At 66.7% G+C, this 24,588-nt stretch carries 23 protein-coding genes and 1 pseudogene; 20 read left to right on the plus strand and 4 right to left on the minus strand.

Going from position 1 to position 24,588, the window contains the following annotated elements:
* The first annotated feature begins 41 nt into the window (after positions 1-41).
* The 13 genes and pseudogenes from ACXJKJ_RS03595 to ACXJKJ_RS03655 all read left to right on the plus strand — a co-directional run bounded on the left by ACXJKJ_RS03595 (position 42) and on the right by ACXJKJ_RS03655 (position 16,189).
* Positions 42-860, plus strand: a complete 819-nt coding sequence (locus ACXJKJ_RS03595) for a translesion DNA synthesis-associated protein ImuA (RefSeq protein WP_457321753.1) — start codon at positions 42-44, stop codon at positions 858-860.
* The gene (locus tag ACXJKJ_RS03600) at positions 829-2,205 is read left to right on the plus strand and encodes a Y-family DNA polymerase (RefSeq protein ID WP_457389125.1); all 1,377 of its coding nucleotides are present in this window, start codon (positions 829-831) and stop codon (positions 2,203-2,205) included. Before ACXJKJ_RS03595 ends, ACXJKJ_RS03600 begins: the two co-directional genes overlap by 32 nt.
* Positions 2,202-5,543, plus strand: a complete 3,342-nt coding sequence (locus ACXJKJ_RS03605) for an error-prone DNA polymerase (RefSeq protein ID WP_457389126.1) — start codon at positions 2,202-2,204, stop codon at positions 5,541-5,543. Before ACXJKJ_RS03600 ends, ACXJKJ_RS03605 begins: the two co-directional genes overlap by 4 nt.
* Before the next feature lie 278 nt (positions 5,544-5,821).
* Positions 5,822-7,252 carry an ATP-binding protein gene (locus tag ACXJKJ_RS03610; RefSeq protein ID WP_457389127.1) on the plus strand — a complete coding sequence of 477 codons (1,431 nt, stop codon included), beginning with the start codon at positions 5,822-5,824 and terminating at the stop codon, positions 7,250-7,252.
* A gap of 26 nt (positions 7,253-7,278) precedes the next feature.
* Positions 7,279-9,504 (plus strand): PAS domain-containing protein, encoded by a 2,226-nt coding sequence (locus ACXJKJ_RS03615; RefSeq protein WP_457389128.1) that lies wholly within the window; start codon positions 7,279-7,281, stop codon positions 9,502-9,504.
* Between the two features lie 134 nt (positions 9,505-9,638).
* Entirely contained in the window at positions 9,639-10,613 is a 975-nt protein-coding gene (msrP, locus tag ACXJKJ_RS03620) for a protein-methionine-sulfoxide reductase catalytic subunit MsrP (RefSeq protein WP_457350104.1), read from the plus strand.
* Positions 10,613-11,239, plus strand: coding sequence for a sulfite oxidase heme-binding subunit YedZ (locus ACXJKJ_RS03625; protein WP_457389129.1), 627 nt, complete (start codon positions 10,613-10,615; stop codon positions 11,237-11,239). The genes msrP and ACXJKJ_RS03625 overlap by 1 nt, the downstream gene beginning before the upstream one ends.
* Positions 11,240-11,264: 25 nt before the next feature.
* A pseudogene (locus ACXJKJ_RS03630) lies at positions 11,265-11,804 on the plus strand (FAD-dependent oxidoreductase); the annotation flags it as partial.
* A 312-nt stretch (positions 11,805-12,116) separates the two neighbouring features.
* Entirely contained in the window at positions 12,117-12,512 is a 396-nt protein-coding gene (locus ACXJKJ_RS03635) for a dihydroneopterin aldolase (RefSeq protein WP_056203616.1), read from the plus strand.
* A gap of 5 nt (positions 12,513-12,517) precedes the next feature.
* Positions 12,518-13,513 (plus strand): tRNA 2-thiocytidine(32) synthetase TtcA, encoded by a 996-nt coding sequence (gene ttcA, locus ACXJKJ_RS03640; RefSeq protein WP_457389130.1) that lies wholly within the window; start codon positions 12,518-12,520, stop codon positions 13,511-13,513.
* A 61-nt stretch (positions 13,514-13,574) separates the two neighbouring features.
* Positions 13,575-14,198, plus strand: coding sequence for a DUF4136 domain-containing protein (locus ACXJKJ_RS03645; RefSeq protein WP_056203113.1), 624 nt, complete (start codon positions 13,575-13,577; stop codon positions 14,196-14,198).
* Positions 14,199-14,273: 75 nt separating this feature from the next.
* Positions 14,274-15,653 (plus strand): bifunctional UDP-N-acetylglucosamine diphosphorylase/glucosamine-1-phosphate N-acetyltransferase GlmU, encoded by a 1,380-nt coding sequence (gene glmU, locus ACXJKJ_RS03650; protein WP_457323499.1) that lies wholly within the window; start codon positions 14,274-14,276, stop codon positions 15,651-15,653.
* Between the two features lie 107 nt (positions 15,654-15,760).
* Complete coding sequence (locus ACXJKJ_RS03655; RefSeq protein ID WP_457350110.1) at positions 15,761-16,189, plus strand: hypothetical protein; 429 nt, start codon at positions 15,761-15,763, stop codon at positions 16,187-16,189.
* Between the two features lie 66 nt (positions 16,190-16,255).
* Here ACXJKJ_RS03655 and ACXJKJ_RS03660 read toward each other — a convergent pair whose 3' ends face one another.
* Positions 16,256-17,416: a BON domain-containing protein gene (locus ACXJKJ_RS03660; protein ID WP_457389131.1), complete on the minus strand. Its 1,161-nt coding sequence runs from the start codon at positions 17,414-17,416 to the stop codon at positions 16,256-16,258.
* 146 nt (positions 17,417-17,562) lie between these two features.
* Positions 17,563-18,417: a phytanoyl-CoA dioxygenase family protein gene (locus ACXJKJ_RS03665; RefSeq protein ID WP_457389132.1), complete on the minus strand. Its 855-nt coding sequence runs from the start codon at positions 18,415-18,417 to the stop codon at positions 17,563-17,565.
* Between the two features lie 86 nt (positions 18,418-18,503).
* Here ACXJKJ_RS03665 and ACXJKJ_RS03670 point away from each other — a divergent pair, with 86 nt between their 5' ends.
* The gene (locus ACXJKJ_RS03670; protein WP_457389133.1) at positions 18,504-19,031 is read left to right on the plus strand and encodes an SRPBCC family protein; all 528 of its coding nucleotides are present in this window, start codon (positions 18,504-18,506) and stop codon (positions 19,029-19,031) included.
* 184 nt (positions 19,032-19,215) lie between these two features.
* Here the strand turns inward: ACXJKJ_RS03670 and ACXJKJ_RS03675 are convergent, their stop codons facing one another.
* The gene (locus ACXJKJ_RS03675; protein WP_457389216.1) at positions 19,216-20,112 is read right to left on the minus strand and encodes a DMT family transporter; all 897 of its coding nucleotides are present in this window, start codon (positions 20,110-20,112) and stop codon (positions 19,216-19,218) included.
* Between the two features lie 156 nt (positions 20,113-20,268).
* On the opposite strand from ACXJKJ_RS03675, the gene ACXJKJ_RS03680 reads away from it, so the two are divergent.
* Together ACXJKJ_RS03680 and ACXJKJ_RS03685 are read left to right on the plus strand one after the other, a co-directional pair.
* Positions 20,269-20,724: an Lrp/AsnC family transcriptional regulator gene (locus tag ACXJKJ_RS03680; protein WP_457389134.1), complete on the plus strand. Its 456-nt coding sequence runs from the start codon at positions 20,269-20,271 to the stop codon at positions 20,722-20,724.
* Between the two features lie 186 nt (positions 20,725-20,910).
* Positions 20,911-21,519 carry a hypothetical protein gene (locus tag ACXJKJ_RS03685; protein WP_457389135.1) on the plus strand — a complete coding sequence of 203 codons (609 nt, stop codon included), beginning with the start codon at positions 20,911-20,913 and terminating at the stop codon, positions 21,517-21,519.
* 5 nt (positions 21,520-21,524) lie between these two features.
* On the opposite strand, the gene ACXJKJ_RS03690 is transcribed toward ACXJKJ_RS03685, so the two are convergent.
* Positions 21,525-22,238 (minus strand): hypothetical protein, encoded by a 714-nt coding sequence (locus ACXJKJ_RS03690; RefSeq protein WP_457389136.1) that lies wholly within the window; start codon positions 22,236-22,238, stop codon positions 21,525-21,527.
* 188 nt (positions 22,239-22,426) lie between these two features.
* Here ACXJKJ_RS03690 and ACXJKJ_RS03695 point away from each other — a divergent pair, with 188 nt between their 5' ends.
* The 4 genes from ACXJKJ_RS03695 to ACXJKJ_RS03710 are packed head-to-tail and all read left to right on the plus strand — an operon-like array spanning position 22,427 to position 24,577.
* Positions 22,427-22,942 carry a hypothetical protein gene (locus ACXJKJ_RS03695; RefSeq protein WP_457350121.1) on the plus strand — a complete coding sequence of 172 codons (516 nt, stop codon included), beginning with the start codon at positions 22,427-22,429 and terminating at the stop codon, positions 22,940-22,942.
* On the plus strand, positions 22,939-23,673 hold the full coding sequence (locus ACXJKJ_RS03700) for a DUF4386 domain-containing protein (RefSeq protein ID WP_457389137.1): 735 nt from the start codon (positions 22,939-22,941) through the stop codon (positions 23,671-23,673). The genes ACXJKJ_RS03695 and ACXJKJ_RS03700 overlap by 4 nt, the downstream gene beginning before the upstream one ends.
* Positions 23,670-24,140 carry a group II truncated hemoglobin gene (locus tag ACXJKJ_RS03705; protein WP_056203082.1) on the plus strand — a complete coding sequence of 157 codons (471 nt, stop codon included), beginning with the start codon at positions 23,670-23,672 and terminating at the stop codon, positions 24,138-24,140. The genes ACXJKJ_RS03700 and ACXJKJ_RS03705 overlap by 4 nt, the downstream gene beginning before the upstream one ends.
* A gap of 50 nt (positions 24,141-24,190) precedes the next feature.
* Positions 24,191-24,577 carry a VOC family protein gene (locus ACXJKJ_RS03710; protein ID WP_056203078.1) on the plus strand — a complete coding sequence of 129 codons (387 nt, stop codon included), beginning with the start codon at positions 24,191-24,193 and terminating at the stop codon, positions 24,575-24,577.
* The last annotated feature ends 11 nt before the right edge of the window (positions 24,578-24,588 follow it).

Genomic DNA, 24,588 nt, shown 5'->3' on the forward strand with positions numbered 1-24,588 from the left:
TGTTGTCCGCTTCTCTCGCCTCCTGCGTCCCTTGCGCTGCCTTGCGGCCCCCGCTCGTCCCCCTGCCGCTGGACGACGCCCGGCTGCAGGGGCGGCTGTGGCGCGGCAGCAGCCTGAGCACCGCCGCCGACCCGACGCTGGCCAGTGGCTTTGCGGCGCTGGACGCCGAGCTGCCCGGCGGCGGCTGGCCGCTGCGAGCCGTCACCGAGCTGCTGACGCCGCAGCCCGGCGTGCTGGAGTGGCGGCTGCTGGCGCCGGCGCTGAGCGGCTGGTGGGCGGCCCAGGCCCTGCCGGCGGCCGCTCCCGGCCGTCGCGGACGCGTGGTCACGTCGGCGCTGCGTTCGCTGCTGCTCATCAACCCGCCCCACACGCCCCATCTGCCGGGCCTGCAGGCCCTGGGCCTGCCACCCTCGGCACTGATCTGGGTGGAGGCCAGCACGCCGGCTCAAGCGCTCTGGGCCGCCGAGCAGGCCATCAAGTCGCGCGTGGCCGTGCTGGCCTGGCTGCCCGAGGCGCGGCCGGAGCAGATCCGGCGCCTGCAGGTCAATGCGCTGAGTTCCGATGCGCCGGCCTTCCTGATGCGGCCGGAGCGCGTGCAGCAGCAGTCCTCGGCCGCGCCGCTGCGCCTGATCGTGCAGCCGGGCGAGGGCTGGGACCTGGCCGTGCACCTGCTCAAGCGCCGCGGGCCCGCGCACGAGGGCTGGCTTGAACTGCCCGCCGTGCCCGGCGCGGTGGAACCGCTGCTGACTGCCGCCAAGCGCAAGCCCCTGCCTGCCCCCATGCCGGAGCCCGCGCCGGCTCCGGCCAGCCCTCCGATGGAGCGCCCTCATGCGCTGGCTCGCCCTGTGCTGCAGGCCTGATGCCCAAGGCAACGCCGGGCCGCCCCAAGTTGCCTTGACCCCCTCGGGGGGCGGGCAGGGCGCAGCCCTGCCCTGGGGGTCAACAGGTCATATTGGCGATGTTGACGCCCTCGGCTGGCTGGCGCTGAGCTTCACGCCGCGCGTTGCGCGGCTGGAGGAAGCGGTGGTGGCCGAGGTGTCGGCCAGCCTGCGGCTGTTCCGCGGCGCACGGGCGTTGCGGCAGCGGCTGCAGACGCAGGCAACACAAGCCGGCTTGGCCCTGGGCGACATGGCCTGGGCGCCGACAGCGCTGGGCGCCTTGGCACTGGCGCGTTGCAGCGACATCAATCCTGGCCGCCTGAGCGAGCGCCTGGACGCGCTGCCGTTATCGGCACTGAGCGCCGCCCAAGCCCATCACGCCATGCTGGCCCGCCTGGGCTGCACGCGCCTGGGCGAGCTGCGCCGGCTGCCTCGCCCGGCACTGGCCAAGCGCTTTGGCCCGGCGCTGCTGACGGCGCTGGACCAGGCCTATGGCGACCTGCCCGAGATGCACAGCTGGCTGACCCTGCCCGATCGCTTCGACGCCCGGCTGGAGCTGCCCTACCGCGTCGAGCACGCGCCCGTGCTGCTGCACTTTGCTGAAACCCTGCTGCGCCAGCTCTGCGCCTTCCTCGCCGCCCGCCATGCCGGTGTGCGTGCGCTGCGACTGGCCTGGCAGCACGACGCGATGCGCCCCCGCGACGTGGCCGACAGCGGCGAGCTGACCGTGGCCACGGCGGACACGACGCGCGATCTGAGGCGGCTTACAAGGCTGCTGTCCGAACACCTGGGCCGCATGACACTGGCCGCGCCAGCCGGCGAAATCCGCCTCAGCGCCGATACCGTGCTGCCGCTGGAGGAAGGCAGCAGCAGCCTGTTGCCCGGCCCCGCCGATCCGCAGGAGCGCACGACGACGAATGCGCTGCTGGAGCGGTTGTCGGTGCGCCTGGGCGCCGACCATGTGCGCGAAGGCCGGCTGCGCGAAGACCATCGGCTGGCCGAAATGCAGCGCTGGCAACCTTGGCCAGCACCGCCTTCCGTAGCTGTGCGCTCTCCACCAGGGCCGCAGCCGACCTGGCTCGTCGAGCCACCACAGCCACTGCGCTGCGATGCGCAGGAACAACCGCTGTACGCCGGGCCGCTGGCGCGAATCAGCGGCCCGCACCGCATCGAGGCCGGGTGGTGGGAGGGCCGCGGCGGCCTGCAGACGCGCGACTACTTCGTCTACCGCAGCGCCGCGCGCGGGTTGCTGTGGGTCTATCACGAGCGCCTGCCGGACGCGGCAACGGCCACATCGGGATGGTTCCTGCATGGGGTCTTCGCATGACGCCGCCGATGTCGGACCGCGACGAGCGGCTGGCGATGCTGCGCGAGCAGGGAATCGCCTCGGAAGCCGACCTGCGCCGCGCCGCCGATGGGTGGCAACGGGCCCAGCCCGGCTCGCGCACCGACGTGCCGCGGTATGCCGAGCTGCACTGCCTGTCGGCCTTCAGCTTCCTGCGTGGCGCGTCCGAGCCGGCCGAACTGGTGGAGCGTGCCTGCGACCTGGGCTACGAAGCGCTGGCCATCACCGACGAATGCTCGCTGGCGGGCGTCGTGCGCGCGCACAAGCAATTGCGGGAGATGCGCGAGGCAGCGCACCACGCCCTGAAAGAGGTTGCACGCGAGGCGGGCCAGACCGAAGACGACATTGCGCAACCGCAGCTGATGCAGTTGCTGATCGGCAGCGAGTTCCTTGTGCGCGACGACACCGGCACGCCGCGCTTCAAGCTCGTGCTGCTGGCGCAGAACCTCAACGGCTACGGCAATCTCAGCCAGTTCATCACCCGGCTGCGGCGTGCCAGCCCGGTCAAAGGCGAGTACACGCTGCACTGGCGCCAGATCTCACCCGAGAAACTGTCCGACTGCCTGGCCCTGCTCGTGCTGCCGCGCGAGGCCCCAGATGCCGAGCTGGCGCCGGCGGCGCATTGGGTGCTGCGCCATTTCGCCGGCCGCGCCTGGATCGCCGTCGAGCTGCTGCGCGAGGCCAGCGATGCGCTGTGGCTGCAGCGGCTGCAGGCGCTGTCCGAGGAGACGGCGCTGCCGCTGGTTGCAGCCGGTGACGTGCACTTCCACGTGCGCTCGCGCAAGGCGCTGCAGGACGTGATGACGGCCACGTGCCTGGGCCGCACGGTGGCCGAGTGCGGTTTCGACCTGCAGCCCAACGCCGAGCGCCATCTGCGCAGCCGCTACCGGATCTCGCAGATCTATCCGCAAGCGTTGATGCGAGAGACGACGCAGGTGGCGGCTCGCTGCACGTTCAGCCTCAACGAGATCAGCTACCGCTACCCCAGCGAGGTCGTGCCTGCCGGTCGCACGCCGCGCCAGCACCTGCGCGATCTGACCTATGCCGGTGCTTACAAGCGCTGGCCAGAAGCCAAGGGCGGTGTGCCCGACAAATTCAAGCGCCGCATCGAGGACGAACTGGAACTGATCGAGGAGCTGGCGTACGAACACTACTTCCTGACCGTTGCCGATGTGGTCGACTTCGCGCGCAGCATCGGCATCCTCTGCCAGGGTCGCGGCTCGGCCGCCAACAGCGTGGTCTGCTACTGCCTGCACGTCACATCGGTGGACCCCGACCGCAGCACGCTGCTGTTCGAGCGCTTCATCAGCCGCGAGCGCAACGAACCGCCGGACATCGACGTCGACTTCGAGCATGAGCGCCGCGAGGAGGTCATCCAGCACCTCTACAAGAAATACGGCCGCGACCGTGCCGCACTGACGGCCGTCGTCATCTGCTACCGGCCCAAAAGCGCGATCCGGGATGTCGGCAAGGCGCTGGGCTTCAGCGAGGCGCAGCTCGAAGTGATGAGCAATGACCACAGCGGCTGGTCCACCCAGGTGCTGCCCGAAGAACACCGCCTCGAGCTGCTGCAGCAGCTTGGCTTGCCGGACGACGATCCCCGGCTTCAGCAACTCATCACTCTGGGCCGCCAGCTCAACGGGCTGCCCCGCCACCTCTCCCAGCACGTGGGCGGCTTCGTGCTGACGCAAGGCTCGCTCGAGCGTCTCGTTCCCATCGAGAACGCGACGATGAAGGACCGCAGCGTCATCGAGTGGGACAAGGACGACATCGACGAGCTGAAGATGATGAAGGTCGACGTGCTGGCCTTGGGCATGCTCAGCGCCATCCGGCGTTGCTTCGATCTCGTCAACCCGATGCGCGGCACGGCCATCGACCTGACCATCCCCGACAACGACACCGCCACCTACGACATGATCTGCAAGGCCGACACCATCGGTGTGTTCCAGATCGAATCGCGAGCCCAGATGTCGATGCTGCCGCGGCTGAAGCCGCGCGACTACTACGACCTGGTCGTGGAAGTCGCCATCGTCCGCCCCGGGCCGATCGAGGGCGGCATGGTGCACCCCTATCTGAAGAACCGCGCATTGCCGGCAGACCAGGTGGAGTACCCCAGCGAGGCGCTGAAGGAAGCCCTGTGGCGTACCCGTGGTGTGCCCATCTTCCAGGAGCAGGTCATGCAGGTGGCCATGATTGCCGCGGGCTTCAGCRCCGGGGAGGCTGACCAGCTGCGCCGTGCCATGGCCGCGTGGAAGCGCCCCGGCGTGCTGGAGAAGTACTACGACAAGGTCGTCAAGGGCATGCGAGAACGAGGTTATGAGGACGCGTTTGCCGAGCGCATCTTCAGCCAGATCAAGGGCTTCTCCTCCTACGGCTTCCCCGAGTCCCATGCCGCCAGCTTCGCGCTGCTGACCTATGTCAGCTCCTGGCTCAAATGCCACGAGCCCGCAGCCTTCCTGTGCGCGCTGCTGAACTCGCAACCGCTGGGCTTCTACACGCCCAGCCAGCTCATTCAGGACGCGCGCCGGCATGAGGTCGAGGTGCGCGCCATCGACGTGAACCACAGCAACAAGGACAGCACGCTGGAGCCCCGACCGAGCGAGCACCAACCCGCCGTGCGGCTGGGCCTGCGCCTCGTCGGCGGCCTGGGCGACGAGGCGGCCGAGCGCATCGAGCAGGCTCGCGCTCGCGACGGCGAATTCGCCCACCCGCAGGACCTGGCCTTCCGAGCCCGCCTGACGCAGCAAGACATGCAACAGCTCGCCGCCGCCGATGCACTGACGTCGCTGGCCGGCCATCGCCGCCAGCAGGTCTGGCAGGCCTCGGCCCTGCATGCCATGCCGGAGCTGCTGCAGGGCAGCCTGCTGCCCGAGGACGACCTCGAACTGCCCGCCGCCGCCGAGGGCGAGGAGGTGCTGTGGGACTACGCCGCCACGGGCCTGACGCTACGCCGCCACCCGCTGGCCCTGCTGCGCCCACGCCTGTCCAAGCAAGGGCTGCTCAGCGCCCAGCAGCTCGACGCCGTCAAGAGCGGCCGCCGCGCCAAGGCCTGCGGCATCGTCACCGGGCGGCAGAAGCCGCAGACGGCCAAGGGCACCCTGTTCGTCACGCTGGAGGACGAGACCGGCAACGTGCAGGTCATCGTCTGGCCCAAGGTCTATGAAGAGCACCGCAGCACCATCCTCGGCGCACGGCTGCTGGCCGTGGAAGGCGTCTGGCAGCGCGGCGACGGCGATGTGCGCCACCTGCTGGCGCAGGGCTTCACCAACCTCAACCCGCTGCTGGGCCGGTTGCCGACGGAGAGTCGGGACTTCAAGTGAGCCCAACCCGGCAAGTCCCGCTTCCGAACACCGGGCCGCACATGGGCCCACCATGACCGCCACTTCGGGCCGCTGCCAAGTGCGCACTGCGCACTGGATGCAGCAGCCAGTAATGAGCGGAGGAGCGAAGCCCTGCGTCCTAATGGGCCCAATCGGTCAGAAATTTCAATCCACTCCCATAAGACGGGCGCACAGCCAGTATCTCATTCGCGACATACCCTTACGGAAATCTGCTCTAATTATTCTGAAAAATCAGTCCCCAATCCGGAGGGCCAGCGATGAAGACCCCGCAAAACCGTCGCATCCTGTTGGTGGATGACATGCCTGCAATCCACGAGGATTTTCGAAAGATCCTCATGCCGCAAGCGCCGGAACACGCGCAACTCAGCGCCGTGGAAGCAGCTTTGTTTGGCGAAGAGGACAGCGCGCTCCCCCAAATCGCCTTTGAACTCGATTCTGCCTATCAGGGGCAGGAGGGGCTTTCAAGATTAGAGGCCGCCCTCCACGAAAACAGGCCCTATGCCATGGCCTTCGTGGATATGCGCATGCCGCCCGGCTGGGATGGTGTGCAAACCATTGAACATCTATGGCAGCGCGACCCACGTTTGCAGGTCGTTATTTGCACGGCATATGCCGACGGTTCGTGGGCCGATATCTTGGCGCGCCTGGACGTGTCCGACCGTCTGCTGATCCTCAAAAAACCCTTTGATTCCATCGAGGTCTTCCAACTGGCCACGGCGCTCACCACCAAATGGCAAATGATGCAGGATGCGGCGGCGCACCGCACCCTTTTGGAAGACGCGGTACGGGAACGCACCAGTGAACTGCTCACCGTCAACGAATTTTTACAGAACGAGATAAGGGAGCGCAAGCATCTGGAAGGGCAATTGATCCAATCAGAAAAGCTGGCCTCCATCGGTCAGCTTGCGGCAGGTGTCGCGCATGAGATAAACAATCCGATCGGCTATATCTTCTCCAACCATGGCACCTTGGATGGATATATCGGAAAACTATTCGAGCTGATTGCCGCCTATGAACACGCAGAAACCAGCATCACGGCACCCGAGGTGATTGCAAATCTGCGCGCACTGCGTGAACGTGTGGAGTTGGACTTCTTGAAAGAAGACATTCCAGTGCTCATACGAGAATCCAAGCAAGGCATTGTGCGGGTGCGCCAGATCGTCCAGGATCTGAAGGACTTTTCCCGCATTGATTCGTCGCAAGACTGGGAATCAGCCGATCTGCACCAGGGCATCGATTCGACGCTGAACATCGTCGCCAGCGARATCAAGTACAAGGCCGATCTGGTCAAGGAATATGGCGCCATTCCCAATATTGAATGCCTGCCTTCACAGATCAATCAGGTGGTGATGAACCTTGTGGTCAATGCGACTCACGCCATTGGTGAAAAACGTGGCCGCATCGCCATTCGAACGGGAGCCGAAGGGGCGCACGTGTGGATGGAGGTGGCCGACACGGGCACTGGCATACCACCCGACACGCTCAAGCATATTTTCGAGCCCTTCTTCACCACCAAGCCCGTTGGCAAAGGCACGGGGCTCGGGCTATCGGTGTCCTACGGCATCGTGCAGAAACACCACGGCCGCATCGACGTGGAAAGTGTCGTGGGTCAAGGCACCACGTTTCGCGTCACGCTGCCCGTGCGACAGACAAAAACGCAAGCCGAAGTGCCAGTGTCCGATATCTGAAGCCACTTCATGCAAGGCAACCCATCATGAAAACATGGCCTGCCCCAAACAAGGGCCGTATTCTCGTCGTGGACAGCAATCCCGACACTCACGGCGCCTTTCGCAACATGTTGGTCGAAGATGCCCATGCGCAAGGGAAATTCGAACTGGACTGCGCCCGCGACACCCCCGACAGCCTTGCCCTTATGCAGCAGTCCCTGCTGGCCTCACAACCTTATACCTTGGTATTCATAGGCGCCTCTCAAACGAAGGCATGGACAGCGGTCGAAATAGCCCCTCAAATTTGGGCAATTGATCCCAGCGTTCAGATCGTGCTTTGCGCGGAGCGGCTCGATTCTTCTTCTGACTCGTTATTCGAAGCCATGGGAGCAACGAATAGCAGGTGGCTGACGCTTCAAATGCCTCTTGACCGCGTCGAAGTCATCCAGCTGTCACATTCCCTGACAGAGAAGTGGCATTTGCAACAGTTTGCCGAGGCGCATCAAGGCGTGAACTCGTCGGCAGAGACGACAGCGGCAGAGAGCCCAGTGGATGCGTCCCAGATCAATGAGCAAGATTTGCTGCGCACACTCCTGGACAACTCACCCGATCATATTTATTTCAAAGATATGCAGTCCCGTTTTCTCAAATGCAGCAAAGCCCAGGCGTTGCAATTCGGGGCCGCGTCGCCGGCGGCATTGGTAGGCAAGACAGATTTCGATTTTTTTTCCGAAGAGCATGCGCGCCCCGCCTATGAGGATGAACAGGAAATACTGCGCACAGGCCAACCGATGATTGGCAAAGCGGAGAAGGAAACCTGGAAGGATGGCCGCGCCGAGTCCTGGACGCTGAGTACCAAAATGCCGCTGCGCAACAGTGCAGGAGTCATCATCGGCACCTTCGGCATCTCCAAGGACATTACTGCGCTGAAGCAGTCGGAAGCAGCGCTGGCATATCACCACGATTTGCTGAGCACGCTGATGGAGAATTCGCCTGATTCCATCTTCTTCAAGGATTTGAAATCACGCTTCGTCAAAATAAGCCGTTCAGAGCTGCATAACCTGCTGCGACTATCGATCAGCCGCTACCGCGCAGTACATCCCGGCACGGATGAAGACGCACTCCCGCCGCATTTGGCCAACGTGGATGAGTTTGAAAAATATGTGATCGGCAAAACCGATGCAGACCTTTACGGCCAGGACAGGGCGAGTGAATTCAGCCATGATGAAGAAGAAATCCTCCGGACCGGAAAACCCATCGTCGAAAAGAGCGAGAAAACCGTCCATCCCGATGGGCGCGTTGTTTGGTATCTCACCACCAAAAGCCCCTGGAGAGACCGGCATGGTCAACTGATCGGGACCTTCGGAACGTCAAAAAACATATCCGAACTGAAGGAAGCCGAGCGAAAAATTGAAGAGGTGCAGGCCCAACTGCTGACTGCGGCACGCCTCGCCGGCATGGCAGAGATCGCAACCAACGTTTTGCACAACGTGGGCAACGTTCTCAACAGCGTCAACGTATCGGCCGACTTGATTGGCGCCCAGTTGCGGGCATCCAAGCTCAAGGGACTCGCCCGCTCCGTGGCTTTGATGGATGCGCATACCGAGGATTTGGGGCAGTTCCTGACGCAGGACAGCAAAGGCAAGCTGCTGCCCACCTATTTGCGTGAACTGGCTCGAACACTCGAGGGTGAGCACGAAGCCATAACGACTGAACTGGGCGCGCTGTGCGGCAGCGTGGAACATATCAAACAGGTCATCGCAACCCAGCAGTCATATGCAGGCACGCCGCGTGTTGTCGAATCCGCCAAGGTGGACGAACTGCTGGACGACGCGCTGCGCATGCACACGGTTGCGCTGACGCGTCACAAAGTGGATGTTGTAAAAAACTACCCGACCTTGCCCGCTCTCTTACTGGATCGGCATCGCGTGTTGCAGGTACTGGTGAACTTGATCAGCAACGCCAAACAAGCGTTGAGCGCGACCGCGGACAAACGCGCCTTCATTACGCTCGGTGCTGTTTTGATGGAAGGGCCTGTGCTGCGCATCACGGTGACGGACAACGGCGAAGGCATCGCGCCGGAGAATCTGACCCGCGTTTTCTCTCATGGTTTCACCACGCGCAAGAACGGGCATGGCTTTGGTTTGCACAGCTGCGTTCTGGCCGCACAGGAGATGGGCGGCAGCTTGAGCGTCCATAGCGATGGCCCTGGGCAAGGTGCGTCGTTCATCCTGGAGGTTCCCGTGGACGTACCCACGGGATCCGCGCGCTAGATGGCGAGACCGGCAATTGTCTGGCCCAAGGTCTGCACGTGCCGCCATGCGCTCAAGCAAGTAGAACGCGGTCGGTGTAAGTTGCGCCCGTCCTGGCCCGACCCAGCCTCAGCCCACAGACCCGAGAGCCCCTCATGCTGATCCGAACGACCGCCCTTCACGAGCCCCTGTCCAGCGAGATCACGCCCCGCCGGGTCTACCTGAACCGCCGCACGGCCCTGGCCGGCCTTGGCCTGGCAACCGCGTCACCGCTGGCTCTGGCCCAGGCCCAGGCCGCGCCAGGTGGCGGCAAGCTGCCCAAGCTGCCGGGCGCCCGCTCGGCCGTGGCCGGTGCGATGGTGATGGAGAAAGTCACCAGCTACGCCGATGCAACCTCGTACAACAACTTCTACGAATTCGGCACCGACAAGGCCGACCCCGCCGAGCGCGCCCACACGCTCAAGCCCCGGCCATGGACGGTCAGCGTCGAAGGCGAATGCGCCAAGCCCGGCCGCTACGACCTCGACGCGCTGCTCAAGCTCAGCGCCATGGAAGAGCGCATCTACCGGCTGCGCTGCGTCGAAGGCTGGAGCATGGTGATCCCGTGGGTGGGCTACTCGCTGTCAGAGCTCATCAAGAAAGCAGAGCCCACCGGCAAGGCGAAGTTCGTCGAATTCACGACGCTGGCCGATCGCGCGCAGATGCCCGGGCTGCGCTCGTCGGTGCTGGACTGGCCCTACCTCGAAGGCCTGCGCATGGATGAAGCCATGCACCCGCTGGCGCTGCTGACCTTCGGCATGTATGGCGAGGTGCTGCCCAACCAGAATGGCGCGCCGGTGCGCATCGTGCTGCCCTGGAAGTACGGCTTCAAATCGGCCAAGAGCATCGTCAAGATCCGCTTCGTCGAGAAGCAGCCGCGCAGCAGCTGGGAAGAGAGCGCACCCCAGGAATACGGCTTCTATTCCAACGTGAATCCCACCGTGGCCCATCCGCGCTGGAGCCAGCTCAGCGAGCGCCGCATTGGCGAAGACGGCCTGTTCGCCAAGAAGCGGCCGTCCTTGATGTTCAACGGCTATGAAGCGCAAGTGGGCCAGCTCTATGCGGGCATGGATCTGAAGCGCAATTTCTGATGCGGCGTGCGTTGACGGCGGCGCTGCTCAGCCGCGGCGCCAAACCGGCGCTTTTCCTGCTGTGCCTTACGCCGCTGGCGTGGCTGGTCTTCGGCGCCGTAGCCAACCGGCTCGGTGCCAACCCGGCCGAAGCCATCATCCGCGGCCTGGGCGACTGGACGTTGCGCGGCCTGTGGCTGACGCTGGCCATCACGCCGTTGCGCGAGCTGACGGGCCTGGCCGCACTGGTGCGCTTTCGGCGCACGCTGGGCGTGTTCACCTTCAGCTACGCCTCACTGCACCTGCTGGCCTATGGCTGGCTGGACATGGGGCTGGATTTCTCCGACATCGCCCGCGACATCGCCAAGCGGCCCTTCATCCTGATGGGCTTCACCGCCTGGCTGCTGATGGCGCCGCTGGCGGCAACGAGCTTCAACAAGGCCATCAAGGCCCTCGGCGCCAAGCGCTGGCAGGCGGTGCACAAGACGATCTACGCCATCTCCGTCATCGCGCTGCTGCACTTCATCTGGATGCGCGCCGGCAAGCACAACTTCGCCGAGCCGGCCGTCTACGGCGTGATCCTTGCCGCGCTGCTGGGGTGGCGCCTCTTCAAACGCCTGAACACGAAAAAGGCGCGACTGGGATAATTCGTGGTTCTGCCCGAACCACCCCATGCCCAACCCCACCTCCATCGACGTCGCCATCCTCGGCGGCGGCCCCGCCGGCTGCAGCGCCGCGTCCTGGCTGGGCCAGATGGGCATGACGGCCCTGCTCGTCGAGCGCGAATCCCGCCTGTGCGCCGCGCTGGCCGGCCTGAACTTCGCCCAGGACTGGGTGCTGGGCGAGCCCGCCGCCCGCCTGGCTGCTTTGGGCGAGCACTACGCCGCCCAGGCCCAGGCCACGCCGGGCATGACGCTGCGCCTGGGCACCCGGGCCGAGTCCGCCCGCCACACGCCCGCAGGCTGGACCCTGCAACTGGCCACCGGCGAGCATGTGCAGGCCCGCGCCCTGCTCGTCGCCACCGGCCTGCGCTTGTTGCGCCCGGCGCGCTACTTCGCCGTGCCGCATGAGCGCGTACTGGACGCCTCCCAATTGACCGCCCGCCGCGAGGCCCTGCCGCCGGGGCGCGTGCTGCTGCTGGGCGCTGGCGACAACGCCGCAGAGAACGCCCTTTTCCTGGCCGAGCGCGGCCATGAGGTGACTGTCTGGTCGCGCGGCAGCTGGCGCGCCCAGATCCACCTGGCCGAGCGGGCGACCGCCCACCCCCGCATCACGGTGCAACTGGCCACGCCACTGCCCGAGGCCCTGCTGCCGGACGACCGCGGCGTCACCGTCGGCGCCGAACGTTTCGACTTTGTCGCCGCACTGCTGGGCTTCGAGCCCGAGCCTTCCGCCTTTGCGCTGTTGGACGAGGCCTCGCGCCAACGCGCCTTCGTCGCCGGTGACGCCAGCCGTCGCTGGCATCCCTGCGTGCAGACGGCGCTGGCCGATGGCGTGCAGGCGGCCAAGCAGATCGAACTGGCGCTGCGCCCGCAGGTCGCCGCCGCGCCGCAGCGCTATAACAACCGCCAGGTCATCCATCTGCAGGGCCTGCGTTTTCGCGCCAACCTCGGCGTGCTCGATTTCGAACGCACCGGGCCCCAGCCCATCCAGGTTGATGCCGAGGTCAACCTCGGTGCCATGCCTGTCGTCGCGCGCGACGCGGACATCGGCCATGTGCTGGACTACCGCCGCGTGCGCACGGCCATCATCGACGAATGCACCGCCGAGCACACCGACCTCGTCGAGGCCCTGCTCGGCAAGCTCTGCAACCGCCTGATGAGCCTGCCCGGCGTCGTCGGCGTGCGCCTGAAACTGACCAAGCTCGAAATCTTTCCCGACTGCGAAGTCGCAATCAGCACCGAACTGGGTGCATGGTGAACAACATGTCCGAACTTGATTTGCCCCCACGCTCGCACGGCGAGCTGCCCCCCGAGGGGGCTGTCAGCGGTTTCGGGCGGCCGGGCACCGCTGACGTCCTCGATTTCGCCGAACAAGCCGCTGCCGACAAGAAGGCCGCGTTTGAGATCAACAAGCTGTCCAAGCGCCTGCACCGCCAGGTCGGCCAGGCCGTCACCGACTTCAACATGATCGAAGACGGCGACAAGGTCATGGTCTGCCTGTCGGGCGGCAAGGACAGCTACGCCATGCTGGACATCCTGCTCAACCTGCAGCAGCGCGCGCCGATCAAGTTCAGCCTCGTCGCCGTCAACCTCGACCAGAAGCAGCCCGGCTTCCCCGAGGAGGTGCTGCCCAACTACCTGCGTTCGCGCGGCGTGGACTTCCACATCGAGAACCAGGACACCTATTCCATCGTCAAGAAGCTCATCCCCGTGGGCAAGACGACGTGCAGCCTGTGCTCGCGCCTGCGCCGCGGCATCCTGTACCGCGTGGCCGGCGAACTGGGCGCCACCAAGATCGCGCTGGGCCATCACCGCGACGACATGGTCACGACGCTGTTCCTGAACATGTTCTTCGGCAGCCGCATGAAGGGCATGCCGGCCAAGCTGGTCAGCGACGACGGCAAGAACGTCGTCATCCGCCCGCTGGCCTATGTGAAGGAGCCCGACCTCGTGCGCTGGGCCGAACACCGCGAGTTCCCCATCATTCCGTGCAACCTGTGCGGAAGCCAGGACAACCTGCAGCGCGTGCAGGTCAAGGCCATGATCAACGAGTGGGAAAAGCGCTACCCCGGCCGTATCGACAACATCTTCACGGCCATGGGCAACGTCGTGCCCTCGCACATGATGGACAAGAAGCTCTTCCCGTTCGAGACCATGAAGGCCACGGGCCGGGCCGAGCCCGACGGCGACATCGCCTTCGACGACGATGAAAGCTGCGCGACACCCGCGCAGGCTTCAGTCATCACGCTGCAACGCTGATTTACACGCGGGCAATCTGAGCGGGTCAGAATGACGGCATCTCGTTGATGGAGGTGCCGTCATGAACCGCCGCCTGATCCTCGCCACCCTTGCCGCTGCCTCGGTCGCTGCCTTCACCGGCTGCGCCGGCCCGTACACGGTCTCCGCTGACGTCTCCAGTTATGGCAATTGGCCGGCCGACCGCAAGCCCGGCAGCTATGCCTTCGACCGCCTGCCCTCGCAGCAGCAGAGCGAGGAAGCCGCCAAGCGCCAGGCCACGCTGGAAGACGCCGCCAAGGCCGCGTTGGAAAAGGCCGGCTTCAGGCCTGCCGCCGATGCGAAGAGCGCTGACGTGCTCGTCACGCTGGGCGCCCGCGTCACCGCCTACGACCCCGTGCCCTGGGATGACCCGCTGTGGTGGCGCTGGCGCGGCCGCCTCATTTCGCCGCGCTATGGCTATGTGCCAGGCTGGAGCGGCTTTGGCTGGCGTCACGATCCGTTCTTCGATCGCCGCTACGACCGCGCCGTGGCCCTGCTGATGCGTGACCGCGCCAGCGGCGAGGCCCTGTTCGAGACCCATGCCAGCAACGAGGGCGTGACCATGGGCAGCGACGCCCTGCTGACGCCGCTGTTCGACGCGGCCATGGCCGAGTTCCCCAAGGTCAACCCGAAATCGCATCGCGTCTCCGTGCAAGCCGTCCGCTAGCGGCGAGGACAGCAGGGAACAGCGCCCCGCCTGCCCATAATCGCGGCTTCGTTCAAACGTAGTCGCAAGGCAGGCATGGCGCTCAACATCGTGATCATGGCGGCGGGCAAGGGCACCCGCATGAAGTCCGCAACGCCCAAGGTGTTGCACAAGCTCGCCGGCCGCTCATTGCTGGCTCATGTGCTGAAGAGCTGCGAGCCCCTGGCCGCCAGCGCGCGCATCGTCATCACCGGGCATGGCGCCGACCAGGTCGAGGCGGCCGTCTCGGCTGACGGCATCTCCTTCGTGCGCCAGATGCCCCAGCTCGGCACCGGCCACGCCATCCAGCAGGTCGTGCCGGCGCTGTTGGGTGAAGGCACCACGCTGATCCTGAACGGCGACGTGCCCCTGATCGAAACCACCACGGCCAAGGCTCTCATCGACGCCTGCGCCGGCCACGCCCTGGTGCTGCTGACGGTCGACCTCGCCGATCCCACCGGCTACGGCCGCATCATCCGCGACCCCGATGACGGCGGCGTGCTCGCCATCGTCGAGCACAAGGACGCCACGCCTGAGCAGCGCCTCGTCCACGAGGGCTACAGCGGCATGATGGCCGCGCCCACTGCAGCGCTCAAGCGCTGGGTCGGCCAGCTGACCAACAACAATGCCCAGGGCGAGTACTACCTGACCGACATCGTCGCGATGGCCGTCGCCGAGGGCCTGCCCGTGCTGGGCATCAAGGCCCACAGCGAGATCGAGGTGCTGGGCGTCAACGACCCCGTGCAGCTCTCCCAGCTCGAACGCGCCTTCCAGGTCCGCCAGGCGGAAGGCCTGATGCGCGCCGGCGTGCGCCTGGCCGACCCGGCCCGCTTCGACCTGCGCGGCACGCTGACGCACGGCCAGGACGTCGAGATCGACGTGAACTGCGTCTTCGAGGGCGAGGTGAGCCTGGGCGATGGCGTGCGCGTTGGCGCCAACTGCGTGATCCGCAACGTGACCATCGCCGCCGGCGCACGCATCCACGAGTTCACCCACATCGACGGTGAAGCAGCGGGCGCCAGCGTTGGCGAGGGTGCGCTGATCGGCCCCTTCGCCCGCCTGCGGCCCGGCGCACAACTGGGCGCCGAGGTGCACATCGGCAACTTCGTCGAGGTCAAGAACTCGACGCTGGCCAAGGGCGCCAAGGCCAACCACCTGGCCTATCTGGGCGACGCCACCGTGGGCGAGCGTGTCAACTATGGCGCGGGTTCGATCACGGCCAACTACGACGGCGCCAACAAGCACCGCACAACGATCGGCGATGACGTTCATGTCGGCTCCAACTGCGTGCTGGTGGCGCCCATCAAGATCGGCAATGGCGCCACCATTGGCGGTGGTTCCACCATCACCAAGGACGTTACTCCCGGTGACCTCGCTGTCGCCCGCGGCAAACAAGTTGCATTGACTGGCTGGACCCGTCCCACGAAGAAGCGTTGAATAGTGACTTAGTTCCGGCGATTGCTTCACGCCGCTCGAGGTGAGGGGGCACTTGCCGGGCCGGCCCGCCGTTAGGATGGCCCTGTCTCACGAACACCGCAGTACCCATGGCCCACGAACTCGACTTTGCCGCGCTCTCGCTTGACGATGCCGTCCCGGCGGATCTGGGTGCCTATGAGATCGCCCAGGCCTATCGTGAACGCGATGAGGCTGAAGCTCGGAATCGCGCCCTTGAACTCAAGGCCCAGGCCTGCGACAACGCGGCCGAAGCCTGCTGGTATCTGGCCCGCAGCCTGGGTGCCGCGCGCGACCTGCCGCAGGACGGTGAAGCCAGCCTGGAACTGCTGTTCCAGCTCATCGGCGCCCTGGCTGACCTGCCCACCGAGATTGCCGCGGCGCCGCTGCCAGCAGTCACTGGCGGCCGGGACGACGGCATCAGCGAACTCTGCCAGCAGCTCGAGGCCGCCCGCGAGTTGACCGAGGAAGCGCTGATTGATGCCGAACTGGCGCCCGCCCGCAGCCAGCACTGCCACTGAACCCAGCCCCACAACGCAAACGCAAAAGGCGCCCCGAAGGGCGCCTTTGTCATTGGCGCGGATCGCTTATTGCTGGCTTGTCGGCGCCTGGCTCACCACCGCTGCCGGCGGCACCGTCAAGCGGTTGTCGACGGCCTTCACGCCACCCGTTGAGGACGCGACGACAGTGGCCCGCTCACGGGTCTGGGTGTCGGGTGCCTGGCCTTCCAGCTTCACGACGCCATGGTCGGTGCTGACAACGATGGGCACAGCGGCCAGCGTTGAATCGGCGGAGAGAGCTATGCGCACCTTGGCCGTGATGCCGCTGTCCTCGGCTGTCGGCAGGAGCTGCTGCGGAGGTTGCGGCTGCGCTTGAGCCTGGGCTTGAGGCGACGTGCCAGGCGCCATCGAGCCGGCGACCGTGTCAGGCACAGCAGGCGTTGCCGAGGCCAGTGGCGGCGTAGCGGGCGGCATGGTTTGGGGCGTCGTCGCCGTGGCCGGGCCGGCCGCGGTGGGCGGCATCACGATGGGCGCCGAGCCAGGCGGTACGCTAAGCGGCTGGGCGTTCGCTGGCGCGGCGGCCACGGTCGTCGGTGGCGGCAGGGTTGCAGCCGGGCTGGTCGGCGCGCCGCGCAACACCATGTCGGGTCGCGCCGCGGGCGCCGGCGCCTGAGCCACCACAGCGGGGGCGTCAGCGGCCGGCCGGGTCGTCGTCACCGGCGGGCCCAGACGAGTGGTCGCTGCAGGCTCAGCAGGCGCTGGCGCAGCAGCGACGGTGGTCGTCGTGCTGTCCTCTGCCTGTGACGCGGCCGGTGTCTCCGGCGCCGGGGTGGCGGCGGCAACTTCGGTCTGTGGCTCGGCGCTGCCAACCACGATGGCGGGCGGCGCGACAGGTGCCTCGCTCGGCCGGTTCATGGCCCAGATGGCCACAGCGGCGATGAGGGCGGCGCCGGCACCGGCGGGGATCATCCAGTTCATCTGCCGGTCACGCTGCAGCGATGCGGTGGCGGGCTGGGGTCGGGCGTGAACCGGCTCGACACGCGGCGTTTCGGCATGAAGCGGCGTCGTCGCCGACACCTTGGCCCCAACGCCGGTCGGCTTGAATCGCGCCGCGCCGACGGGGGGGACCTTGGCGGCGTGCAGAGGCGCGGAGCCACCGGCCTTCAGCGCGTCGGGCAGATGCTCGGGCTTGGTCTCCTCCAGGTGGTTGGCCCAGCCCTCGGCGTGCATCGATTTCGGGAATTTCATGTCGGCCTCCGGTCGTCGTTGTCGACGTTTGCGATGGAGCCGACTGTGAGGTGACCTGGCGGCACGCCATGCCGGTGCAAGCTCCTTCGCCTTGTAGGACAAAGGGCTTGGGGTGTATGTACTTGTGACCGCTGTGAGGGCGCGGCTTAAAAACCCCGCACCGGCAACGTGCCGTCACGCTGCAGCCAGTTGCGCGGTGAATAGCGGCTGGCCGCGTCCGTCACATGCAGCGTGTAGGCATGGCGCGATTTATCGGAGCGGTTGGCCGCCGAGTAATGCGGCAACAGGCCATGGAAGACGACCAGCGAGCCCGCCTCGACCTCCAGCGGAATGGCTTGCCGGGAGTCCGCCGCGGGCCAGGGCGTCGCGTCGATCTGCTCCATCCAGGCCTTGCGGCCCTCGCGCACAAAGCGCTCGCGCAGCACGCCGCGCTCGCCCTTGTGGCCGCCGGGCTCGGTCCACAGGCAGCCGTTGTGCAGCGTCGCATCCTCCAGCGCGAACCAGAAGGTGGTCACCGTGATGGGGTCGCTCTCGAAGAAGCTGGCATCCTGGTGCCAGCGCACCTCACCGCCGATGCCGGGCTGCTTGAAGATGAACATGCTCTGCCAGACCTGCGGCTGCTTCAGCCCGAGCTCGGCCGCCACGCCGCGCAGCGCCTGGCCTTTGGAAAAGGCGCTGAAGACCGGGTCGAGGTCGTGCATCGCATGACCGATCTTGTTGATGGCAAGGGCCTTGTCGACGCGCAGCCGGCCCTCGGCATCGAAGGCCTCCTCCTCGAAGAAGCAGCGCATCTGGTCGCCGCTGTCGAGAAAGTAATCGTCGACATGGCGCTGCTGCTCTTCGGTGGTGAAGACGGGGCGCTGCTCGCCGGGATCGAAGGCATCGACGATGTCAAGGGCGCGCTGGCGCAGCGCGGCGATGTCGGCGGCCGTCTTGAAGCCGGGGATGACGAGATAGCCTTGTTCGGCGTACACGGAGGCGAGGTCGGCGGAGTTCGTCATGAGCTTGTAGGAAGGAGTTGTGCGGATTGTGTGACCAGTGCGGGGCGCCCACAGTGCGGCCACGTCAACACCCCGGGAGACTCCCGATGAAAGTGCTCAAGGTCCTGCTGATCGCCATCGTCGCGCTGCTGGTGTTGTGCGTGGGCGGCGGGCTGATGCTGTCGCCGAAGTACACGCTCTCGCGTACGGTGAAGATCAACGCCGCGCCGGACAAGATCTACGCCCTCGTTGCCGATCCGCGCAGCTGGAAAGCCTGGAGCGCCTGGAACCAGCGCGATCCGGCCATGGCCATCGAATACAGCGGCCCCGCCTCGGGCGCCGGCGCCGTCTGGGCCTGGAAGAGCAAGAGCCAGGGCGATGGTCGCATGACCTTCACGACGGCCGAGGCGCCCAAGCGCCTGGGCTATGAGCTCTATTTCCCCGACTTCGGCACCACCTCGACCGGCGATTTCCGCCTCGAGACCAACGGCGGTGCCACCCAGGTGACGTGGTCGATGGACGGCGACATGGGCAGCAACCCGGTCTACCGCTGGATGGGCCTGTTCATGGACAAGATGGTCGGGCCGGATTTCGACGCGGGGCTGGCGAACCTGAAGGCGCTGGCCGAGAAGTAGGGCCTGTTAGCCCTGCGGCGATGGGCCGCGAAGGCCCGCCGCAAGGGGCCAATCTAGACGCAGCGTGCAGCCCGCACTCATGTGCGGGCCAGGGCTGCAACAACGAGTGGCCMCTTGCGGCGGGCCTTCCCGAAGGGTTGTGGCCAGAAGGGCCGCATGCTGTGTTGCAAATCCTCGCTGGGTATCAACCCAGCTTGCGGTTTGCTGTCGTGCCTGCGGCCCTTCTGGCCACAACGCGACCCATCGCCGCAGGGCTAACAGGCCCAACGAACAATCCCGCGGCCCCCAGCAGGATGGCCGCCGCGCCCAGCCACTGCAGCGGCGCCAGTTCGTGCCCCAGGGCCAGCCAGTCCACGAGGATGGCGACCACCGGGTAGAGGAATGACAGGCCGCCCTGCAGGGCCGTCGGCAGGCGCTGCACGCCGGCATACATCAGCGCGTACATCAGCCCGGTGTGCACGACGCCCAGCACCACCAGCGGCATCCAGCCCAGTGCCGTCTGCGGCAAATGGCCGAAGTCGGCAAAGGGCGCCAGCATCAGCAGGCCCACGGCGACCTGGATCAGAGCGATCAGCGGGGCGGACATGCCGCTCAAGCGCTTGGCGACAACGGCCGCCACCGCCCACAGCGCCGCGGCACCCAGGGCCATCGCCACGCCCAGCCCGAAGTTGCCGCCGACATAGCCGGCGCTCGGCCGTGCCTGCACGATGAGCACCATGCCCACAAAGGCCAGGGCCACCCAGGCCAGCCGCGCCAGGCTGAGCCGCTCGCCGAAGAACACCACGCCCAGGCCCATCAGCAAAAAGGGCTGCAGGTTGTAGACCGCCGTGGCCACGGCCACCGAGGCCCGGCCGTAGGCGCCGAACAGCAGCACCCAGTTCAGCACGATGGCCACGCCCCCCAGCACGGCCAGCCCGAGCTCCCGCGCGCTCGGCCGGCGCCACAGACCCAGCACCGTGCAGATCAGCGCCAACGTCAGCAACCCGAAGCCGCAGCGCCAGAACACGACGTCCAGCGGCGCCAGGCCGGACAGCAGCACGAAGTAACCGATCGAGCCCAGCAGGCTCATCGCACTGCCCATCTCGAGGGCGCCACGGGTGGTGGGAGACACGGTGCTTCCTTGCAATGACGAGGAATGCCATTGTTTCAAGGTCAGCCCGGCCGATATATGCATTAAAGACGGCAATCTGATGCTTCGGCAGAATCAACGACGGCACTTATCCATTCGAACCTAATCATGATCGACGACATCGACCGCCTGCTGCTGGCCGCCCTGGCCGCCGACGCCCGTGCGCCGCTGAAGGACCTGGCCGAGGCGATTGGGCTGTCGCCGCCCGCCACCTCGGAGCGGCTGGCGCGCCTGCGCGAACGCGGCGTGATCCGCGCCTTCACCATCGACATCGACCCACTGGCCCTGGGCTTCACGCTGCAGGCCATCGTGCGCGTGCGACCCATGCCCGGTGCGCTGGCCCAGGTGCAGCAGCGCATCGAGGACATGCCCGAGGCGCTGGAGTGCGACAAGGTCACCGGCGACGACTGCTTCGTGCTGCGCCTGGCGCTGCGCGACATCGGACACCTCGACCAGGCCCTGGACAGGCTGGCCGATTGCGCCCAGACCAGCTCCAGCATCGTCAAGGCGCAGACACTGCGCCGCCGCGTGCCGACGCTGAAGCTGAGTCAGGACCGAGCGTAGTGCCTGCGCACTGCGCGACGCCTGACGAAGGACTGGCAGCCTGCAAGCTGCCAGGCATGGACGGCTGACTTCCCCAATCGGCAGCCGCCTTCCCCCTTAAAGGGGTGGAAGCTGGCGCGGCACGGATTGACCCCGATCCGGCCGCGGCGCAACGTCCGTTCGCCCCGCCTCCAGGAAAGGATTGCCATGATCTCCCTCCTCCACCGCGCACGGCTCTGGCTCGCTGCGCTGCTGTTCGCCCCCACGCTGCTGCTGGCCGCGCCCTACGAGGTGATCGGTTCCATCGGTACCAACCAGACCGGCGGCCCCTTCATCACCAATCTCGRCAATGGCACGTCACGCTGGGTCACGCCGCTCGACTGGACCAACAACAACGCCTTCGCGACAGGCCCGCTGTTCTTCATCGCGACGTCGCAATGGGTCAACGGCCAGCCGGTCGACGCAAACGCAATGCAATGGGACAACGCCGGCGGCCTGTTCCGCCAGGGCAATCTCACGGCCGAGGCCGACAACGAGGACCGCTTCATCAAGCTCACCGACACCGACATCAGCTTCGCGGCGCTGAACCCGGTGTTCGGCGTGGGTGCCGGCGACAGCCTCGCGGCCTTCGCCCTGGGCTCGTTCAACCCCGGCCAGACCCTCGGGGCCGACATCAACTTCGTGCTCACCGACTCCGTCAACACCATGTGGTTCAACGGTTTCATCGTCCAACAGAAGCTRCCCTTGCCGGGAAGCCTGCCACTGGTGCTGGCCGGCTTTCTCGCGCTGTCGATGACGCGCCGCACCAGGCGTTGACCCCGTCAGCTCGGCTCCCAGGCGAGCGCAAGGGCCAGGGCCGCCTCCGTGACGGCCCGCCCCAGCGGCGTGGCCGGGTCGGGGCGGCGCAGCCGCGGCTGGCTGCCGCTCAGGTCCAGGCTGCCGACGACGGTGCCCTGGTGCAGCATCTCGTAGCCCGTGGCCACTGTTTGCGGCTGCGCGCTGCCTTCGTGGAGATGCACTGAGCGCAGCCCCACCGTCAGCTCGCCGCGGCGGTAGGCACCTTCGCGGCTGAGCTTGCCGCGGCGCATCTGGCCTTCGCCGATCTGCAGCATGGCGGCTGGCGCGCTGCCCCAGCGGCAGCTCAGCACCCAGGGCTTGCTGTCCGTCAGGCGGCCATTGGCGCTGGACTCCGATGTCCAGGCCTCGCAGACAGTCGAGCTTTCGCCCCCCGGCCCCTGCCAGCTGAAGTTCAGCGGCGTGCGCAGACTGGCGGGCAAAGGCTCGAACAAGGCCAGCCGCTCGGCGCCGCGCTCGTAGCGCACGCGCTGGCCGCTCAGCGAGAACTCGCCCTTGCGTCCCCAGGCCGGCTTGCCGAAGCTCTCCTCCGCCACGCCCGCTACCGACGGCGCCTGAGCCATGTGCGCGTCACGCCCGTCCCGCCCGCGTGCCTCACGCCCGTCGCGCACCGCGGCACAGCCCGCGAGCAGCAAGGCCAGCAGAGTCGGAACGGAAACGCTCAAAAGGCGATGGCGCATGGGCTGGGACTTCGGTCGTGGTAAAGGCCTCGACTCTAGAGCCGGGTGAGCCCGACAGCTGTTACCCGGCGTTGCTTCCGTTAATCACCCTGCCGACTGTCGGCCGGCATTGCAGCTGACCGCCCCGCCCCTGCCGCCGGTCGCAGCCCGTGCCGCCGCCACGCATCTCCTCGGCCACACTCCGGCGGATGCGTTACATCACCCCACCGCGCCTGGCGCTCGCCGCCCTCGCCGGCCTCGCCGAAATCCTGCATCTTGGCTGGGAGGCCCTTCATGGCGGCATCGTCAGTCACCATCTGCTGCAGCGTCCCGATCTGCCGGGCCTGTCCAACGCCTGGGGCTTGCTGCTGTTGCCGGCCCTGGCCGCCTGGGCGGCTGGTCGATTGCCGCGCCGCCCGGCAACGATGCAGGACTGGGCGCCAATCGCGCTGGGTTTCGCGCTGCCCCTGCTGACCGGCGCAGCACTGTCGCTGGCCTTCAGCCTCCAGCTCCAGGCGCTGACCGAGGCGATCTTCTTCGGCCTGCTGCTGCTTGCGGTGCTGCTGCCGGCCCATCGCCCGGAAAGCTTGTTCGGCTTCGCGCTCGGCATGAGCTGGACGTTTGGCGCCGTGCTGCCAACGCTGGTCGGCGGCATCATCGCCGGCCTGTCTTGGCTGGTGCGCGGCACGGCCCGCTGGGCCTGGCATGCCGTGAGGCCGGCATGATCAGCGTGAGCTCGCGCGAACTGCGCATCTCCGGGCTTTGCTACCTCGCCATCATTGCGCTCGGGCTGTGGAGCGAAGCCTTCGTGCGCGGCAGCCTCGTCGTTGCCGGCGATGCCGCCGCGACGGCCGAGCGCATCGCCGCCCACCCGCAGTTGTGGCGCCTGGGCCTGGGCGCAGACCTGCTGATGCAGGTGCTTGATCTGCCGGTCATCGTCATGCTGTGGCGGCTGCTGCGGCCCATCAACGAGCCGCTGGCATTGACCGCGACCGGCCTGAACCTAGTGCAGACGGCCGTGCTCGTCGCCAACCGTGTGCAACTGCTCGCGGCACTGGACCTGCTGACGGGGCCCGCCACCGTGGCCGCCTTCCCGCCGGGCCAGCGCGAGGCGTTGGCGATGCTGGCCGTGCAACTGCACAGCCAGGGCTTCGGCATCGGCTTGATCTTCTTCGGCTTCGCCTGCGTCATCCGCGGCGCCTTGATCGCCCGCAGCAGCGTGGTGCCAAGACTGCTGGGCTGGTTGCTGCTGCTGGCGGGCCTGGCCTATCTGCTCAACAGCTTCGCGCTGCTGCTGGCACCGGCGTTCGCCAGGCAGCTGTTCCCGGCCGTCATGCTGCCGGTCCTGGTGGGCGAGCTGGCGTTTGCGCTGTGGCTGACCGCGGGCAAACACCGACTTGTGAAGGTCACGGCCAACCCCACGTCCAGCGCATCCACACTGCCCTCACCCCCATGAGCGATCCCGCGATCCCCACCCTTTACGACTGGCTGGGCGGCCTGCCCGCGCTGCAACGGCTGACCGAGCGCTTCTATCAGCGGGTCAAGGACGACGCATTGCTCGCGCCCGTCTTTGCCCACATGAACGGCGAGCATCCGGCTCATGTGGCCGCCTTCCTCGCCGAGGTGCTGGGCGGGCCGGCCACCTATTCGGCCGAGCATGGCGGCCATCCGCACATGGTGCGCCAGCATCTCGACCGCCATCTGAGCCAGGAACAGCGCCGCGCCTGGGTCGCACTGCTGCTGGACACGGCCGATCAGCTCGGCATGCCCGATGACCCCGAGTTCCGCTCCGCGCTGGTGGGCTACCTTGAATGGGGCTCGCGTCTGGCTGTTCTCAATTCACAACCTGGCGTGACGGTGGACGCCGACGCGACCATGCCCAAATGGGGTTGGGGCGAGGTCAAGGGGCCGTATCAGGGCTGATGCGCAAGCACCCCATCGCGTGCTGAAATCGTGCCACTTCAGGAGCTCGCATGAAACGCGTGATCGGCATCGGCGGCATCTTCTTCAAATCGCCCGACCCCAAGGCCCTGGCCGAGTGGTACGGCAAGCACCTCGGCCTGCCCGTCGAGGCCTGGGGCGGCGTCACCTTCCCCTGGACGACGCCCGACAACCCGGGCGGCGCGGGTGGCACCAACTGGTGCCCCTTCAAGGCCGACACCGGCTACTTTGCGCCGAGCACCGCGGCTTTCATGATCAATTTCCGCGTCGCCGACCTGCACGGCCTGCTCGCGGCCCTGCGCGTGGAAGGCTGCAACGTCGTCGGCGAACCGCAGGACTCGGAGTACGGCAAGTTCGGCTGGGTCATGGACCCCGATGGCAACAAGGTCGAGCTCTGGGAGCCGCCGGCCGGGCAATGAGGCCGCTGGTC

The sequence above is a fragment of the Roseateles sp. P5_E1 genome (assembly GCF_054049335.1).

What these genes read in the sequence shown, in the direction of transcription:
- ACXJKJ_RS03660 (WP_457389131.1), bottom strand. Translation starts at nt 17,416, where the DNA reads ATGAAATTCCCGAAATCGATGCACGCCGAGGGCTGGGCCAACCACCTG.
- ACXJKJ_RS03695 (WP_457350121.1), top strand. Translation starts at nt 22,427, where the DNA reads ATGCGTTACATCACCCCACCGCGCCTGGCGCTCGCCGCCCTCGCCGGC.
- ACXJKJ_RS03710 (WP_056203078.1), top strand. Translation starts at nt 24,191, where the DNA reads ATGAAACGCGTGATCGGCATCGGCGGCATCTTCTTCAAATCGCCCGAC.
- ACXJKJ_RS03680 (WP_457389134.1), top strand. Translation starts at nt 20,269, where the DNA reads ATGATCGACGACATCGACCGCCTGCTGCTGGCCGCCCTGGCCGCCGAC.
- ACXJKJ_RS03600 (WP_457389125.1), top strand. Translation starts at nt 829, where the DNA reads ATGCGCTGGCTCGCCCTGTGCTGCAGGCCTGATGCCCAAGGCAACGCC.
- ACXJKJ_RS03655 (WP_457350110.1), top strand. Translation starts at nt 15,761, where the DNA reads ATGGCCCACGAACTCGACTTTGCCGCGCTCTCGCTTGACGATGCCGTC.
- ACXJKJ_RS03615 (WP_457389128.1), top strand. Translation starts at nt 7,279, where the DNA reads ATGAAAACATGGCCTGCCCCAAACAAGGGCCGTATTCTCGTCGTGGAC.
- ACXJKJ_RS03705 (WP_056203082.1), top strand. Translation starts at nt 23,670, where the DNA reads ATGAGCGATCCCGCGATCCCCACCCTTTACGACTGGCTGGGCGGCCTG.
- ACXJKJ_RS03625 (WP_457389129.1), top strand. Translation starts at nt 10,613, where the DNA reads ATGCGGCGTGCGTTGACGGCGGCGCTGCTCAGCCGCGGCGCCAAACCG.
- ACXJKJ_RS03690 (WP_457389136.1), bottom strand. Translation starts at nt 22,238, where the DNA reads ATGCGCCATCGCCTTTTGAGCGTTTCCGTTCCGACTCTGCTGGCCTTG.
- ttcA (WP_457389130.1), top strand. Translation starts at nt 12,518, where the DNA reads ATGTCCGAACTTGATTTGCCCCCACGCTCGCACGGCGAGCTGCCCCCC.
- ACXJKJ_RS03645 (WP_056203113.1), top strand. Translation starts at nt 13,575, where the DNA reads ATGAACCGCCGCCTGATCCTCGCCACCCTTGCCGCTGCCTCGGTCGCT.
- ACXJKJ_RS03665 (WP_457389132.1), bottom strand. Translation starts at nt 18,417, where the DNA reads ATGACGAACTCCGCCGACCTCGCCTCCGTGTACGCCGAACAAGGCTAT.
- msrP (WP_457350104.1), top strand. Translation starts at nt 9,639, where the DNA reads ATGCTGATCCGAACGACCGCCCTTCACGAGCCCCTGTCCAGCGAGATC.
- ACXJKJ_RS03670 (WP_457389133.1), top strand. Translation starts at nt 18,504, where the DNA reads ATGAAAGTGCTCAAGGTCCTGCTGATCGCCATCGTCGCGCTGCTGGTG.
- glmU (WP_457323499.1), top strand. Translation starts at nt 14,274, where the DNA reads ATGGCGCTCAACATCGTGATCATGGCGGCGGGCAAGGGCACCCGCATG.
- ACXJKJ_RS03675 (WP_457389216.1), bottom strand. Translation starts at nt 20,112, where the DNA reads ATGGGCAGTGCGATGAGCCTGCTGGGCTCGATCGGTTACTTCGTGCTG.
- ACXJKJ_RS03700 (WP_457389137.1), top strand. Translation starts at nt 22,939, where the DNA reads ATGATCAGCGTGAGCTCGCGCGAACTGCGCATCTCCGGGCTTTGCTAC.